16 protein-coding genes and 1 riboswitch are annotated in these 16,314 nt (G+C 37.2%); of the genes, 6 read left to right on the top strand and 10 right to left on the bottom strand.

Translation table 11 applies throughout. The features are described 5' to 3' along the window. The first annotated feature begins 170 nt into the window (after nucleotides 1-170). Nucleotides 171-238, top strand: a riboswitch (Fluoride riboswitch). Nucleotides 239-269: 31 nt separating this feature from the next. The 3 genes from FN817_RS00515 to FN817_RS00505 all read left to right on the top strand — a co-directional run bounded on the left by FN817_RS00515 (nucleotide 270) and on the right by FN817_RS00505 (nucleotide 3,673). After that, on the top strand, nucleotides 270-1,577 hold the full coding sequence (locus FN817_RS00515) for a voltage-gated chloride channel family protein (RefSeq protein ID WP_185149882.1): 1,308 nt from the start codon (nucleotides 270-272) through the stop codon (nucleotides 1,575-1,577). 113 nt (nucleotides 1,578-1,690) lie between these two features. Then, complete coding sequence (locus FN817_RS00510; protein WP_142716242.1) at nucleotides 1,691-2,566, top strand: LysR family transcriptional regulator; 876 nt, start codon at nucleotides 1,691-1,693, stop codon at nucleotides 2,564-2,566. A 171-nt stretch (nucleotides 2,567-2,737) separates the two neighbouring features. Continuing rightward, a complete protein-coding gene (locus FN817_RS00505; protein ID WP_142716241.1) occupies nucleotides 2,738-3,673 on the top strand; it encodes a YeiH family protein in 936 nt (311 codons plus the stop codon). A gap of 81 nt (nucleotides 3,674-3,754) precedes the next feature. On the opposite strand, the gene FN817_RS00500 is transcribed toward FN817_RS00505, so the two are convergent. From FN817_RS00500 to FN817_RS00465, 8 genes are all read right to left on the bottom strand, one after another. Then, the gene (locus FN817_RS00500; RefSeq protein ID WP_228451429.1) at nucleotides 3,755-3,934 is read right to left on the bottom strand and encodes a hypothetical protein; all 180 of its coding nucleotides are present in this window, start codon (nucleotides 3,932-3,934) and stop codon (nucleotides 3,755-3,757) included. Between the two features lie 176 nt (nucleotides 3,935-4,110). Beyond that, nucleotides 4,111-5,352, bottom strand: a complete 1,242-nt coding sequence (locus tag FN817_RS00495; RefSeq protein WP_047423518.1) for an MFS transporter — start codon at nucleotides 5,350-5,352, stop codon at nucleotides 4,111-4,113. A gap of 73 nt (nucleotides 5,353-5,425) precedes the next feature. Beyond that, a complete protein-coding gene (gene rny / locus FN817_RS00490) occupies nucleotides 5,426-6,994 on the bottom strand; it encodes a ribonuclease Y (protein WP_047423520.1) in 1,569 nt (522 codons plus the stop codon). 228 nt (nucleotides 6,995-7,222) lie between these two features. After that, entirely contained in the window at nucleotides 7,223-7,510 is a 288-nt protein-coding gene (locus FN817_RS00485; RefSeq protein ID WP_002980525.1) for a cell division protein ZapA, read from the bottom strand. Next, on the bottom strand, nucleotides 7,510-7,812 hold the full coding sequence (locus tag FN817_RS00480; RefSeq protein WP_047376863.1) for a hypothetical protein: 303 nt from the start codon (nucleotides 7,810-7,812) through the stop codon (nucleotides 7,510-7,512). The genes FN817_RS00485 and FN817_RS00480 overlap by 1 nt, the downstream gene beginning before the upstream one ends. 138 nt (nucleotides 7,813-7,950) lie before the next feature. Continuing rightward, nucleotides 7,951-8,733 (bottom strand): type IX secretion/gliding motility protein PorT/SprT, encoded by a 783-nt coding sequence (gene porT / locus FN817_RS00475; RefSeq protein WP_142716239.1) that lies wholly within the window; start codon nucleotides 8,731-8,733, stop codon nucleotides 7,951-7,953. Between the two features lie 3 nt (nucleotides 8,734-8,736). Next, entirely contained in the window at nucleotides 8,737-9,468 is a 732-nt protein-coding gene (gene ubiE / locus FN817_RS00470) for a bifunctional demethylmenaquinone methyltransferase/2-methoxy-6-polyprenyl-1,4-benzoquinol methylase UbiE (RefSeq protein WP_047423526.1), read from the bottom strand. A 3-nt stretch (nucleotides 9,469-9,471) separates the two neighbouring features. After that, nucleotides 9,472-10,041, bottom strand: a complete 570-nt coding sequence (locus FN817_RS00465) for a hypothetical protein (RefSeq protein WP_034695976.1) — start codon at nucleotides 10,039-10,041, stop codon at nucleotides 9,472-9,474. 101 nt (nucleotides 10,042-10,142) lie between these two features. Here FN817_RS00465 and FN817_RS00460 point away from each other — a divergent pair, with 101 nt between their 5' ends. Both FN817_RS00460 and FN817_RS00455 read left to right on the top strand, forming a co-directional pair. After that, nucleotides 10,143-11,210, top strand: coding sequence for a 3-oxoacyl-ACP synthase III family protein (locus tag FN817_RS00460; RefSeq protein WP_142716238.1), 1,068 nt, complete (start codon nucleotides 10,143-10,145; stop codon nucleotides 11,208-11,210). Between the two features lie 67 nt (nucleotides 11,211-11,277). Beyond that, a complete protein-coding gene (locus tag FN817_RS00455; protein WP_142716237.1) occupies nucleotides 11,278-12,483 on the top strand; it encodes a metallophosphoesterase in 1,206 nt (401 codons plus the stop codon). Nucleotides 12,484-12,586: 103 nt separating this feature from the next. On the opposite strand, the gene FN817_RS00450 is transcribed toward FN817_RS00455, so the two are convergent. Together FN817_RS00450 and FN817_RS00445 are read right to left on the bottom strand one after the other, a co-directional pair. Next, nucleotides 12,587-13,339 (bottom strand): polysaccharide deacetylase family protein, encoded by a 753-nt coding sequence (locus FN817_RS00450; protein WP_142716236.1) that lies wholly within the window; start codon nucleotides 13,337-13,339, stop codon nucleotides 12,587-12,589. Nucleotides 13,340-13,423: 84 nt separating this feature from the next. After that, nucleotides 13,424-14,389, bottom strand: coding sequence for an NAD-dependent epimerase/dehydratase family protein (locus FN817_RS00445; RefSeq protein ID WP_047376869.1), 966 nt, complete (start codon nucleotides 14,387-14,389; stop codon nucleotides 13,424-13,426). 200 nt (nucleotides 14,390-14,589) lie between these two features. Here FN817_RS00445 and ggt point away from each other — a divergent pair, with 200 nt between their 5' ends. After that, nucleotides 14,590-16,278 (top strand): gamma-glutamyltransferase, encoded by a 1,689-nt coding sequence (ggt, locus tag FN817_RS00440; RefSeq protein ID WP_142716235.1) that lies wholly within the window; start codon nucleotides 14,590-14,592, stop codon nucleotides 16,276-16,278. Nucleotides 16,279-16,314: the final 36 nt, after the last annotated feature.

Raw genomic sequence — 16,314 nt, 5'->3', positions numbered from 1 at the left:
TAAAGCCGGTTCAAAATGTTAAATAGATGTGGGCGGACTAAAGTCCACCTCTATTGAATTTTAACGACAAGATCTTTTATCTTTTATCTTTTATCTTTTATCTTTTATCTTTTATCTTTTATCTTTTATCTTTTATCTTTTATCTTTTTACCATAATTCATATATTTGTACCCTCAAAAGGAAATGGTGTTCTTCCTTACCCAACCGCTTTACAAAAGCTGATGACGCCTGATTAAAAGATTATTAACAAATAACTAATCAGGATTATTATGTCAAAAAGTCAAAGAACATTAGGCAAAAAAGCAATTTTCCACACAAATTTTTTCTTCAGAAAATTTCCGGCTCTGCCCTATATTTTAAAGTGGCTGTGCATCAGTATCATTATTGGAGCTTTAGTAGGAACCGCTTCTGCTGGGTTTCTGCAATCATTGGAATGGGCAACGAATTTCAGGGAAAATCATCTCTGGCTGATTGCTTTGCTTCCCGTGGCAGGATTTCTGATAGGACTTCTTTATTATTATTTTGGAAAAGATGTTGAGGCAGGAAACAACTTGTTGATTGACACTATTCATGAGCCCAAAGGAATCATTCCGTTTAAAATGGCTCCTCTTGTGTATCTCGGAACGATGGCAACCCATTTTTTCGGAGGATCTGCAGGCCGTGAAGGAACAGCTCTTCAGATGGCTGGTGCTATTGCTGATCAGCTTACAAGACCTTTTAAGCTTGACAGAAATGAAAGAAAAATATTGATTATTGCTGCTATTGCTGCCGGTTTCGGTTCTGTTTTCGGCACTCCACTGGCGGGAGCAGTATTTGGTCTTGAAGTTTTTCTGATCGGGAGAATACGATATAATGTGATATTCCCTGCTTTTGCTTCAGCTATTCTGGCAGACTGGACTACCAATCTATGGAATGTAAAACATACCCATTATCATATTGATTTTATTCCTAAGCTGGAGTTTTTACCCATTCTATACAGCATTCTGGCAGGAATAGCCTTCGGGATCTGTGCTGCAGCTTTCAGTAAGATTATTCATTGGGTAGGCTCTGTTTTCAAATCAAAAATTAAATATCCACCCCTTCGTCCTGTAGCCGGTGGAGTTATTATTGCCCTGGCAGTTTTTGCAATGGGTACCACCCGATATATCGGATTAGGTGTTCCTGTGATTGTGGAATCTTTTGAGAAACAGCTTCCTTTATATGATTTTGCGTTAAAAATGATTTTTACCATTGTTACACTTTCAGCCGGATTTAAAGGTGGAGAAGTTACCCCGTTGTTCTTTATCGGAGCTACTTTAGGCAGTGCTTTGTCTCTTTTTATTCCTTTACCGTTCGGATTATTGGCAGGAATGGGATTTGTAGCAGTATTTGCCGGAGCAACGAATACTCCTCTAGCCTGTATGCTGATGGGAATTGAATTATTCGGAGCAGAATGTGGAGTTTATGTCGCTATTGCCTGTGTGATATCTTATCTTCTTTCAGGGCACAACAGCATTTATACCCAACAGAAAATCGGAGAAGCGAAAAACAGAAGATTTGAAAGTCAGCAGGATCGTTCAATTTCGGATTTTTTATAAATTGTTTTTTGGTTGTCCTAGTTACCCAAAACTTTAAACGTTAAACCTCGAACCTCAAAACCCGCATCCCGCACCCCACCACTACTTCCAACAATAATTCGTAATTTTACCCCATGTTCGATTACAGATTAAAAGTTTTCCATACCGTAGCTTCCCGATTAAGTTTCACTAAGGCTTCAGAAGAGCTTCATATCTCACAACCTGCTGTCACCAAGCACATTAAAGAAATTGAAACCCAAATAGGTGCCAAATTATTTGACCGCAAAGGAACTTCTATCCAGCTGACTCAAAGTGGAAAGATTCTGTATGAGCATGCAGAAAAGATCAGAAATATCTACCGCGACATGGAATTTGAGATCAGCCAGATCAATCAGCAGCATAAGGGAAAGTTGATTATCGGGGCCAGTACAACTGTTGCGCAATATATTTTACCTGAAATTTTAGCGAAATTCAATACGTATTATAAAGATATTAAGATTGAGCTTCTTACGGGCAATACAGAAACGATCTCAACACTTTTAAAAGAAGAAAAAATAGATCTGGGTATTATTGAAGGAGAATCACAGTCTTCTTATTTTGAATATAAAACTTTTAAACCTGATGAAATTGTTCTGGCAGCGAAATCAGATCACCCTCTTGCTCATAAAACCTTAAACTTAAAAGATCTCTATCATCTGGATCTGATCTTCAGAGAACAAGGTTCCGGAACTCTTGAGTTTATACAAAACAGACTTAAAGAAAAAGAAATTAATATCCATGAACTGAATACCGTCATGCAGCTTGGAAGCAGTGAAAGTATCAAGAACTATCTTCTCCATTCTGAATGTATGGCATTTCTTTCGATCAGTACCATCCTGAACGAACTGAAAAATAATATCCTGACTGTCATTGATATTAAAAACTTCAGCATTGAAAGAGACTTCCATTTTATTCTGCCTAAAGGAGAGCAATCTGAACTGATTAAGCTTTTTCTGAGGTTTGCAGAATGACAGGCAATAAGCAATAAGCAATAAGCAATAAGCAATAAGCAATAAGCAATAAGCAATAAGCAATAAGCAATAAGCAAAGATATAACTTTTGGTTATCCAATATAACAAAATACAATTTATTTCGTAATACTATTTTCCGGAATTTTGATGCAGATTTTAAAAGTTCGCATTATGAAAGATTTCATCCAGAATGAAATGACCCGAAAAGTATTTTTTATTGTATTGGCAGTTCTGTGTCTTACTCCGCTTGTATCTTCGCCAATTGCCCTTGTTTTAGGTTTTGGACTGGCTGTTTTTATCGGAAATCCTTTTGAGAAACATCTTCATCATTATATTCATTTACTCTTACAGATCTCAATTGTGGGCCTTGGGTTCGGGATGAAACTGGATGAAGCTTTACATGCCGGAAAAACAGGCTTGATGTTAACGGTTGTGAGTATTGTTACAGTAATGGTATTAGGTTATTTTCTGGGAAAAATATTTAAGCTGGAAAGACCTCTGTCTTACCTTATTTCCGCAGGAACAGCTATTTGTGGAGGGAGTGCCATTGCCGCAGTATCCCCGATCATTAAGCCTAACACCAAACAGATTTCTCTTGCTTTAGCGATTGTTTTTACCTTAAATTCTATTGCTTTGTTTGTCTATCCTGCCATAGGACATCTGCTGAATCTTTCACAGGAACAGTTTGGGCTTTGGTGTGCAGTGGGAATTCATGATACAAGTTCTGTTGTAGGTGCAGCCAGCAAATATGGCGATGAAGCCCTGAAAATAGCAACGACTGTTAAATTAGCACGTGCCCTTTGGATCATTCCGGTTTCATTGATTACAATGTTCATTTTTAAAAGTAAAGATTCAAAAATAAAAATCCCGTGGTTCATCGGTTATTTTATTATAGCCATTCTTTTGAATACGTATTTCCCGTTTCTTGACCGCTTCAGTACTTCCATAACTGTTTTAGCAAAATCCGGACTGAATCTGACCTTGTTTTTCATTGGTTCTACCCTTTCTCTTCAGACGCTGAAATCAATAGGATTAAAGCCTTTACTCACCGCTGTACTTCTATGGATTACCATAAGTGTGGGCAGCCTTCTGTATATTATCCATTAAAATGAGCAGAACCCTTTTGATATCAAAAGGGTTCTGCATATTAAATGTGGAAATGTTTATTTCGTATTGAAATAATTTTCTTTAGATTGCGGCTTCACCACAAGTATAGACCTGTGGACAACCAATATATTGTACACAATACCAAGGTCCTGTTACAGAACCAGAGCAGCTGCATCCGCAAAGAGATAAATCCGGGTTTCCGCTTACTCCTCCTACGATATTCTTAAGGTCTTGTTTTTTTAATTTTTTAGCGTTTTTCATAATGTTCATGAGATTTAGTTTGATTAAACAATATAGTTTTAGTTACTTTCCAAAGTTAAACAAATATTAATTACACGCAACAATAATCAGAATAAAATTAATAAATTATTGATTTTAAACTAATTATTATATTGAAAACAAGGAATAGCACAGGCTTATTTATTAAACAGTTCAGATTATTCTGTAAATTCAAGGTCTCTGTCATGAGTTTCGGAAATGGTAAGCGAGGAATAAAACGCAAGTCCAAATACTACCACTCCCACTATAGCGGCGCTTTCCACAACGGGGAAATGTCCTTTCAGAGAATCAAAAGCAAATATCATCACTGGTACAAGTCCTCTTACCATATTGGGAACCGTTGTTGTTGCCGTATTTCTGATATTGGTTCCAAACTGTTCCGCAGCCAACGTCACAAACATAGCCCAATAACCTGTCCCGAAGCCCAACCATACACAAAACAGGTAATATTTTGTTTCCGTGTTGGTATTCCCAAATAACATAATAGCTACTCCAATCAGGGTAAAGATCAGCATATAAAAAATGGCCATTTTACGGGATTTTAAAGCATGAGAAATAAAACCGCTTAATAAGTCACCGACAGAAATCCCCACATAAGCCCACATAATTGCTTTTCCGGGGTTAATCTCCTTTATCCCTAATTCAGGGGCAAACTGGTTGGCTAAAACGGCAAGAATCCCTATACAATACCATGTAGGCAATCCTACAGCAATACATTTTAAATACCTTGTCAATCTGTCTTTATTGGTAAAAAAGGATAGAAAATTACCTTTTGAAACATTTTTATGCTCAATATTCTTATAAATTCCGGATTCGGATACACTTATTCTCAGTACCAGTAGCATAATTCCCATGATCCCGCCAATGATATAAGAGATATTCCACCCACCGGCCAGTTCTACGGTAAGCTGAGCCACCACAGCTCCCATTAATCCAAAACCTGCTACCACTGAGGTTCCGATTGCCCTCAGACTCTTCGGCAGGCTTTCAGAAACCAGCGTAATTCCCGCTCCAAGCTCTCCGGCAAGCCCAATACCTGCAATAAACCTTAAACCGGCATATTGGTACAATAAATGCTCTTTTGGAAAGTAAGGAAGAAACCCGCAGGCAATATTAGCCAGGGAATACACTAAAATAGATCCGAAGAGTACGGAAAGCCTTCCTTTTTTATCTCCGAAAATCCCCCAGAAAACGCCTCCGATAAGAAGGCCCACCATCTGACAGTTCAGAATAAAGGTTCCGTCAGCATCAGGATTGAGCCCCAGTGCTTTTAAACTTGGTATTCTGACGATCCCGAATAAAAGAAGGTCATAAATATCTACAAAATAGCCTAAGGCGGAAATAATAACGGGAATTGAAAAAATGTACTTCAGTTTTGAAGACATGGACAGTTCTTGCATTTTTAAGTTTTGATAAAAATAAAAAACCTCTCAATTTCTTGAAAGGTTTTTATTAAATATCTTTTTCTGATTATTATCTGGCAATATTCACAGCTCTCGTTTCTCTGATTACTGTTACTTTTACCTGTCCCGGATAAGTAAGTTCGTTCTGAATTTTCTCAGAGATATCGTAAGAAAGTTGAGAAGCTACTTCATCGTTCACTTTTCCGCTCTCTACCATTACTCTTAATTCTCTACCAGCCTGGATTGCATAAGCGCTGGATACTCCGTCGAAGCTTAATGCTGCAGATTCAAGGTCTTTCAATCTCTGGATATACGATTCTAATACCTGTCTTCTTGCTCCCGGTCTTGCTCCTGAGATTGCATCGGCAACCTGAATGATCGGGGATAGTAATGATTTCATTTCAATCTCGTCGTGGTGAGCTCCGATAGCGTTCACTACTTCAGGGTTTTCACCATATTTCTCAGCCCACTGCATTCCTAAAAGGGCGTGTGGTAATTCTGATTCCTGTTCTGGAACTTTACCGATATCGTGTAAAAGACCTGCTCTTTTGGCTAATTTTACGTTTAATCCTAATTCTGCAGCCATAGTTGCAGCGATGTTGGCTACTTCTCTTGAGTGCTGTAGTAAGTTTTGTCCGTAAGAAGAACGGTATTTCATTCTACCTACGATTTTAATCAATTCAGGGTGTAATCCGTGGATTCCTAAATCAATGATGGTTCTTTTACCTACTTCAATGATTTCCTCCTCAATTTGTTTTCTCGTTTTTTCAACGACTTCTTCAATTCTTGCCGGGTGAATTCTACCATCGGTAACCAATCTGTGAAGGGATAGTCTTGCAATTTCTCTTCTCACAGGATCAAAGCATGAAAGAAGAATCGCTTCCGGAGTATCATCAACGATGATCTCAACTCCTGTTACAGCTTCCAAAGCACGGATATTTCTACCTTCTCTACCGATAATTCTACCTTTTACTTCATCAGACTCGATGTTGAAAACGGATACTGAATTTTCAATAGCCTGCTCAGTTCCAATTCTCTGAATAGTCTGAATAACAATTTTTCTTGCTTCGTTTTTCGCATTCAGCTGAGCTTCTTCCATGATGCTCTGAACGTGTGCCTGTGCTCTTGTTTTAGCTTCAGCTCTCATGGTTTCTACCAGTTCTGCTTTAGCCTCCTCTGCCGTATAATTAGATATTTTTTCAAGTATTTCTACTTTCTTAGCCGTAGCTATATCTAATTCCTGCTGTTTTCTTTCAAGGATTTCGTTCTTCTTAGCGTAGTCTGCAATCTGCTTGTCTAAATCTTTTTCAAGTTTTCCGGTCTTGCTAAGTTCATCATTCAGCTTATGCTCTTTGTCTTTCGTTCTCTTTTCAACTTCCTGCATTTTCTTTTCACGGGACTGAATGTCTGCGTCATGCTGAGATTTCAGTTCCAGGAATTTTTCTTTTGCCTGAAGGTTTTTTTCTTTCTTTATGGATTCAGCTTGTACGGTAGCTTTTTCTATAAGGTTTTCGGCATTTTTTGTTGCATCATCTATGATAAATTTTGCCTTAGTATTCAATGAGCTTTTAGAGAAAAACATCCCTATGATTGCCCCAATAACTAAGCAAATAACGCCGGCTATAATGGCTGTTGTCATAATATATATTGAGTTTTAATTGTCTTCATATCCAAATAAAAAAGCCTACAATAATCCAGAGATTGAGAGTAAACTCCTAATCAACACGATTTGAACTGATTTCCATTGTCTGTAATCCGGAAATCCGGCACGCCATTCGATGGACATTTGTTCGGTAATTGTTTAGCGTTGAGTTTACCTTTAATGTGTTAGAATTATTGTAGGCAGTAATTTTTCAGGAAAAAAAATCTATTTCCCGATTTCATTCAACGATTGATTAATCTGAGCTAATCTCTCGTTGGTAGAATTAATATTTTTTTCGTAGTTAAGAGAAACTACTTCTGCATTGGTTCCCAGTTTAAGGGCACACATAGCCAAAGCATCCTGTTTATCTCTTACATCGAAGTTCTGTTCAAAATCTTTAATCATATTCTCGATCTGCTTCCCTACTTTACGCAAAGTTTCTTCCTCTGCTGCCGGTACGTTCAGCGGATACACTCTTCCTGCAATGTTGACGGTTATTCTCCTTATCTCCATTATAATCCACTGTTTTGAAGCTGAGCAATACAGAAATCAATTTCTTTCACCAATCTGTTGATATGGTTTTTCATTAATCTATTGTGTTCAGGATTTCCTGATATTGCTGAATAAAGTTTTATATTTTTTTGTTCTTCTGCTAATACCTGATTCTTTCTTCTCTCCTCATCATACTTCTTCTTCAACTCTTCATGCTCAATATTTAATTCTTTTAAATTTTCCGTAAGATTTTTATAGTTCTTTTGCAGAGTCGAAATCTTTCTCTCTAATTCTGAAAAATTGTTTTCTAAATCTTGAAGCATTTCAGGTTTGTATATTCTAACTAGAAGCAAAAATAAAAAAATAATAACACTAACAAAAATAAAACGCTCTATATTTTGATATACCAATAAAAAAGGAGGTGCAAATGCGCCTCCTATGTATTTTCAATGGAATATTTTTTATTCAAATTTCAGAACAAACATTACGGCTCTTGTCTGTAATGTTGAAATTGCAGAAGCCCAGTAAGGAGGTGTAGTAGCGTTATCAGCTACTTTCTCATTGTTCATGAAGAATGTTCCTCTTACGGCAGGAGTCAGTTTAAATTTGTTGAAATAAAACTGGATTCCCATTTCTGCAGACCACGCAAAGTTGTGGGTAGTTGATCTGTAGATTCCCTGCATGTTATCATCTGTGGAAGTTGAGTTAGACTGAAGGTTTACCACATAGTTCACCCCCGCAGCAATGTAAGGTCTTGAATTGTACCATCTTTGTCCGTGAAGTTCCAACATTACAGGAACGTCAATTAATGTAGATTTAATTTCTCTTACTTTATCCTTTTCCTGTAAAGGGAATGGCATAAAAGGAGGATTGGTCAAAGAACCGCCTGCATAAATGTCATTGGATTGAGTATTAAAAGTCAACTGTCTTTGTGCAAACTGTAAACCTGGTTCTATCCTTACATCAAGATAATCGTTCAGTCTCCATTTTGCAATAAGCCCGGCACCGAAGCTATAACTTTCCTTGGAGGTAACAAGGTTTTCATTATCATTCATCCCGTATTTCGGATGCAAAACAATGCGGTAATCCAGTCTGTTCCCGTTCAAATAAAACCCCCAACTGAATTTCTGCTCGTCGAAATCTTCCAACTTATCCATTCTGTTTCGGGTTCTGAATTGCGCGTTTGCAAAAACGGCAACATTTACTGAGGCTAAAACCAGTGCTTTTAATAGAAATTTATTCATAGGTTACTTTGTTGCTTTATAAATTGTGGCTATACCTAAACTTAATTTTTTATATTCTACTTTCTTAAATCCCGTATCTAAAAGAATTTGCTTCATCTTCTCCCCGAAAGGAAAAGCATTTACAGAATCCGGAAGGTATGTATACGCCCTATTATCCTTAGAAACCAATCTGCCGATGGCAGGCAATATATTTTTGAAATAAAACATATAAAATGGCCCCATGAAACCCTCAACCTTTGAAAACTCCAGTATATAAACACTTTTGTTATCTTTAACTACTCTTCTTAACTCTGCTAAACCTTTGGGAAGGTTTTCAAAATTCCTTACTCCAAATGCAACGGAAACAGCATCAAATCTATTGTCCTCGAAAGGTAAATTTTCTGCATCCCCTTTTTGCATGGAAATTTTGCCGTCTAATTTAAGTTTTTTTATTTTAATAACGCCAACATTCAGCATTTGTTGTGATAAATCTAATCCAACTACTTTAGAACCGGTTCCTTTTTCAATGGTAATTGCCAGATCTCCCGTTCCTGTAGCCACATCCAGCACTTCCTGCGGATTATCATTTTTCATCCATCTTACCAGTTTATTCCTCCACAAAACATCAATTTTCATGGATAAAACATGGTTCAGAAGGTCATACTTCGGTGCAATATTGTCGAACATATCCTCTACCTGGCTTTTTTTTGTAGCCTCTGAATTGTAGGGAGTAACTTTGGTGATATCTTTTGTCAAAACTTAAAACTTGTAATATTCTTTGTAATAATTTAGGTAATCCTGCTTTCTGAAGATTTTAGATCGGGATTCCACTTTCTGGATATTCTTGATCACTTTATCATAATCTTCATCCACATTGTAATAAAAATCTTCTGTGTAAAGCTTATTGAAGCGTCTGGCTCCTCCGTAATAATCCTTTCCGTCAATGACCGTTTTATCAAGGTTGGCCAGCAACGAATCTTTTTTAAGATTGTATCCGTAATACTGGTCATTCACATAGTAATCCTGATGGGTAATATTAATCAGACCACGAAGCTTATTCACTTCAAATGCCGAATCATAAAGCATTTTTTTGTTCTGATCAAAAACCTGAATAGAGTTTTTCCCTTTATTCAAATCCACATGCACATACTGCCCGGCAGAGATGATTCCTTCAGATCCGTTATTGATCTTAAAGTAATACGTATTCGGGGTAGGATTATCTACAACATAATAATTCTTCTTGGCTAAAAAAAGGAAGTAGATCCCAAAGGCAACGATAAACGCCACAGCTGCAATAAGTAAGCCTTTTAAGGACGAGTTGTTTTTCATAGATTGTAAAGTACAATTTTTGCAAATTTAATAATATTTTTAATTCTCCGTTATTAATATTAATTATTAACTTTGCATCTTTAAAAAAATCATATAAACGAATGCCGAATACGATCATTATTGGCTCTGGATCTTATATTCCGAACAGAGTTATTGGTAGAGATTACTTCATGAATTCCGAGTTCTACACTGAAGACGGAGTAAAGATTGAAAAGCCTGTGGAAGAGACCATTGCGAAATTTGTAGAGATTACAGAAATCGAAAACAGGAGATTCATTGAGGATGATCTTTCCAACTCTCAAATCGGTTATGAAGCTGCAAAAATTGCTCTTGAGGATGCAAAAGTAGATGGGGAAGAATTGGATTATATTATCTATGCAAGCAATTTCGGGGAAGTGACTGAAAACGGATATGCTGATTTTATGCCAACAATGGCAGCAAGAGTGAAGAATAAGCTGGGCATTAAAAACAGAAAATGTGTAACCTATGACATGATTTTCGGATGTCCTGGATGGGTAGAAGCAATGATTTTATCTGATAATTTGATTAAAGCCAAAGTGGCCAAAACAATTCTTGTCATCGGAGCTGAAACTTTAAGCAGAGTAACAGATCCACACGACAGAAATAGAATGATTTTTGCTGACGGTGCCGGAGCAGTAGTAGTAAAAGCAACTGACGAAGAAAATGTTGGAATTATCTCTCACAATACAATCTGTGACAATGGTCCGGAATTAAATTATCTTGAAAACGCCCCTTCTATCAATAAAGAAGTAGATCAAAAACGCCTTTATGTAAGAATGCTGGGAAGAAAAATATACGAATACGCGCTTAAAAACGTACCCGTTGCCATTAAAGACACCATTACAGATGCAGGTCTTTCTATTGAAGATATAGATAAAATCTTAATTCACCAGGCAAATGCTAAAATGGATTACGCGATGATTGAAAGACTTCACAGGCTGTATGACATTAAAGAATATGATCACTCGATCTCTCCTATGACGATTCAGGATCTTGGAAATACTTCTGTAGCAACAATTCCTACCATGTATGATTTAATAATTAAAGGAAAAATGGAGGGTCAAACGTTTAAAGAAAAAGGGAACGTTGTGATGACTTCGGTAGGTGCCGGAATGAACATCAATGCGCTCGTTTACAGATTTCCTTAAAATATTTAATAAACAAAAAAATATAAAGCACAGGGAAGTTATTCTTTGTGCTTTTTTTGATCAGAACATGCAAAAAAATTTTTTAATCATCGCTGGAATCTTCCTGTTTTTGGAAGTTTATATTTATCAGGCTATCAGAACACTTACTGATAACTCATGGATAAAAACCGGATATTGGGTACTCTCTTTAGCCGTGTATGGAATTTTCGCTTATGAAGTCACTCACTTCCAAAGATCAGACAGAAGTACGGTAAGAGCTCAGATTATGATCTCGTTATTTTTAATTTTCATTCTACCAAAAATTTTTGTCGTTCTGTTTTTACTAATTGATGATATCTTCAGAACCGGAGGATACCTGATCGGCTTTACCCAATCTTCAGAAAATTTCTTCCCGGAAAGAAGGAAATTTTTGAGCATTGTAGGCTTGGGAATGGGAGGTATTCTTTCCGCGCTTTTCATAGACGGGATTACTTTTGGTAAATACCGCCACACCGTAAGAAGAGTAAGGGTGAAGTTCAACAATCTTCCGAAAAGCTTCAAAGGATATAAAATCGTCCAGATTTCTGATGTTCACAGTGGAAGTTTCTCTGACCCCAGCAAATTACAACATGCTATAGATCTGATTAATGAGCAAAAACCTGACCTGGTGTTATTCACCGGAGATATGGTCAATAACGTTGCAGATGAGTTCAAGCCTTTCATTCCATTGTTTTCAAAAATCCAGGCTAAAGATGGTAAGCTTGCAATATTAGGAAACCATGATTACGGCGATTACGTATCCTGGGAATCACCTGCAGCCAAAAAAGAAAACCTTGACACCCTGATTAGTTATGAAAAGCAGGCTGGTTTTGATATGTTGAGAAACGAGCACAGAGTCATCGAAAGAAACGGAGAACAACTTTACATTCTTGGTGTTGAAAACTGGGGATTAAAACCATTCCCTCAATTTGGAAAAATAGATGATGCTTTAAAAAACGTACCGGAATCTGCTACAAAGATCCTGATGAGCCATGACCCTACCCATTTCGATTATGTGGTGAAAAAACACCCCGCAAATATCCACCTGACCCTTTCAGGACATACGCATGGGATGCAGTTTGGGCTGGATCTTAAAAATGTAAAATGGTCACCGGTGCAATATAAATATCCAAAATGGGCTGATTTATATGAAAGCGAAGGAAAACTATTATATGTAAACAGAGGATTCGGAGTATTGGGATATCCGGGAAGAGTTGGAGTATTGCCGGAGATTACGCTTTTTGAGCTGAGTTAGAGATGCGGGGTTCGGGATGCGAGTTTACTAGTTGCTAGTTACACACAACCTTAAACTTTAAACCTTAAACCTTGAATCCTCCCTAATCCCTGCAACCTACCATCTAAAATACATAATCTTTCATACGGGAAGTAGCCATTTCCCTGTCATTGAGAAAAGTAAGGAGGGCATCTAGTTTGTCCTCCATTTTTTTGCCCGAAAATAAGCTTCTGTAAAAAGGAATATCAAAACGGTATTTCTTAAAATCTGTAAACTGCCATGTGTTCAGGTAAATCAGTACAAATTCTTCATTCTGTAATGTTTCCAGCACCATATTCTGGTAATATTTCATCGGCAGGATCTGAAACACGAAATCATTATAAGGAAGCTGGCTGTAAGGAGAGATACTTTCAGGGACAATACTCAGTCCGTCCTCTTCTGTAATTTCCGTATCTCTTTTAAGCCTTTTGAAAGGAAAAAGAATATTGGCATTGTCAATATTGGAAACATAATTAAATTCCATCAGTTTCAAAATTTCCTGTGAAACCTTTACATCTTTTTGACGAATTCCTCTGATTTGTTTTTCCAAAAGATCCTGAATATTTTTTTTGGCATTCTCAATTTCTTCAGGATTGGAGTCTTTATTATAAAAAGCAATTTCATGCCCTTTGGATGAAATTGCTTTTATTAAATTTTGAAGTTTTCCGACAAGAGAAATCTCTACGAAAAAACTTGATTTGACATCATGAATATCTAAAATTCTAAGAATTGCTCTGGTATTATTTTCTATAATTTTCAATCGCTCATTATCAGTAATTTGGGAGCCGTTTTTTACTTCAGCTTCAATACAGGTGATGTTAAAAGTCAATAATACCATTTAAATTAAAGTTTATACAAATTCTATAAAATATTAAAAATCAGACGTTAAAAAGATAATTAATTAAAGTATTACTTTACATTATTAATCCTTGCTTAATTTAACTTTAAGATTCTTGATCATGTCCTTTGTCATTTCAGAAATTCCGAAATCATAAGTCAGACCCCAGTCTTTTTTAGCGACTGAATCATCAATAGAAGCCGGCCATGAATCTGCAATTGCCTGTCTGAAATCCGGGTTATAATCAATAGCAAAATCCGGAATTTCTTTCTTGATTTCTGCTGCCAGTTCTTTTGGAGTAAATGACATTCCTCCTAAATTATAAGAAGAGCGAACGGATAAACTTTCTTTCGGAGCGTCCATTAATTTCAGGGTTGCATTGATGGCATCATCCATATACAACATCGGCATTCCTGTATCTTCGGAAATGAAACTTGTATATTTTCCATCTTCAATGGCCTTATAGAAAATCTCAACCGCATAGTCAGTAGTTCCACCTCCTGCCGGAGTCTTCCATGAGATCAATCCAGGATATCTGATACTTCTTACATCTACACCATATTTATCGAAATAGTACTCACACCACTTCTCCCCTGCCATTTTGGAGATTCCATAAACGGTTGTCGGATTCAACACTACATCCTGTCCCACATCATGCTTTGGAATTCCTTTTCCAAATACAGCGATAGAACTAGGCCAGAAGATCTTTTTAAGAAGCCCTTCCTTCGCCATTTCACAAAAATGAAGCAGTGGCTCAAGATTCAGTTTCCAGGCGAAAATAGGCTGCTTTTCCGAAGTTCCGGATAAAAGCGATGCCAAGTGATATACTGTAGTAATCTCATAATCATGAATCACCTGTCTTACCAATTGGGTATTGGTAACATCCATTCTTTCATAGTGCCCGGCAGAAGTAATTCCTTCCTGCCATCTGTCTAATCCTGAAGCAACCACATTCTCCGCTCCGTGGATTTCAACAAGTCTGTTCGTAAGTTCGGTACCAATTTGTCCCAAGGCACCTGTAATCAGTATTCTTTCCGTATAGGATTCCATTTTTCAGATTTTTTTAGAATTGTACAAAAGTAAAAAAAACATGCCAACCATAATAAAAAAGGTGTATTTAAAATAGTATCGCGATAATGCTCTGTATTTTCAATCAGATAATTTCAATAAAAGAAAAAATCAAATGCAATGATCATCAGGTTGCTGTTCGGTGAAAATTCAATAATTTTGTTTCAAGAAAAAACAATCATATGAAGAAGATTTTAATTGCTTCGATGCTGTTAGCTGCTCAACTCAGCTGGGCTCAGTTCACAGATATCAATATTGTCAAGGAAGTACAGGTAAAAAAGAAAGGTGTAGTAGTCTCTGCACATCCATTAGCCAGTGAAGCGGGTGCCAAAATCTTAAAGATGGGCGGAAATGCCTACGACGCTGTTACTGCAACGCAATATGCCCTTGCTGTTGTTTATCCACAGGCAGGAAATATCGGAGGCGGTGGATTTCTGGTAGGCGTAAAAAACAATGGAGAAAAATTCACATTGGATTACAGGGAAACGGCTCCGAAAAAAGCTTCCCGCGATATGTACATTGATAAAAAAGGAAAAGCAGATACGGATCTTTCTCAAAACGGAAGACTGGCAGTAGGTATTCCCGGAAGTGTGGCCGGCTTTTTTGCTACCCTTAAATACTGCAAACTCCCTATGGAAAAGATTATTCAACCCGCCATTGATCTTGCGGAGAAAGGATTTGCCATTACAGATAAAGAAGCAGAAATGCTGAATAACCAAAGGGAAAAATTTCAGAAACATAACAAATCTTCTATCATTTTTGTAAAGGACACTCCATGGAAAGCCGGAGATTTATTAATTCAAAAAGACCTTGCTGAAACCTTGAAACTGATCCAAAAATTAGGAGCAAAAGGTTTTTATGAGGGAAAAACAGCTGATCTTTTAGTTGCTGAAATGAAAAGAGGCAACGGAATTATCACCCTTGAAGATCTTAAGAATTATAAGGTTGCAGAGAGAAAAGCCCTGGAATTTGAATACAAAGGAAGCAATGTAGTAACCATGCCTTTACCTTCAAGCGGCGGAGTTCTCCTGGCACAGATGCTCAGAATGGCAAGTTTTGAAAACCTTGAAAAATACCAGCAAAATTCTACAAAAGCAGTTCAGATCATGGCTGAAGCAGAAAGAAGAGCCTTTGCAGACAGGGCAGAATATATGGGTGATCCGGATTTTATTCAGGATAAAACTTCTTACCTCATCTCTGACGATTATCTGAAAGGAAGATGGAAGAGTTTCAGTTTTGATAAAGCTACACCAAGTGCAGAAGTAGGTAAAATCATAGAACAACCTAAAGAATCTATGCAGACTACTCATATTTCCGTTTTGGATAAGGATGGAAATGCAGCTTCTGTAACCACAACTCTTAACGGTTATTACGGAAGTAAGGTATTGGTTTCAGGAGCCGGATTCTTCTTAAATAATGAAATGGATGATTTCTCTATCAAACCAGGTGTACCCAACATGTTCGGTGCAGTGGGTGGAGAAGCCAATTCTATCCAGCCGAATAAGAGAATGCTGTCTTCCATGACCCCAACTATCCTCCTTAAGAATGGAAAACCTTATATGGTGGTGGGAACTCCCGGAGGAACTACCATCCCTACTTCAGTATACCAGTCTATTGTGAATGTTGTGGATTTTAAACTGAACGCCAATATGTCAGTGAATGCACCAAAATTCCATCACCAATGGCTTCCGGAAACGATTACGGTAGAAAATAACTTCCCTGAAAGCACAATTTCGGATCTGAAAAGCAAAAACTATGTTATTGAAAAGACCAAATACATTGGAAAAACAGAAATGATTGTTCTTGATGAAAACGGAAGCATCCATGCAGTGGCAGACGGCCGTGGAGATGACTCTGTTGCAGTGGAATAATAATATCTTTCAAAAAATTAAATACAGCTCCGGCTT

Source organism: Chryseobacterium rhizoplanae (genome assembly GCF_900182655.1).
In the GTDB taxonomy this organism is placed as follows: domain Bacteria; phylum Bacteroidota; class Bacteroidia; order Flavobacteriales; family Weeksellaceae; genus Chryseobacterium; species Chryseobacterium rhizoplanae.
The sequence above is the reverse complement of the archived record's forward strand: the minus strand, read 5'-3'. Positions and strand labels throughout refer to the sequence as shown.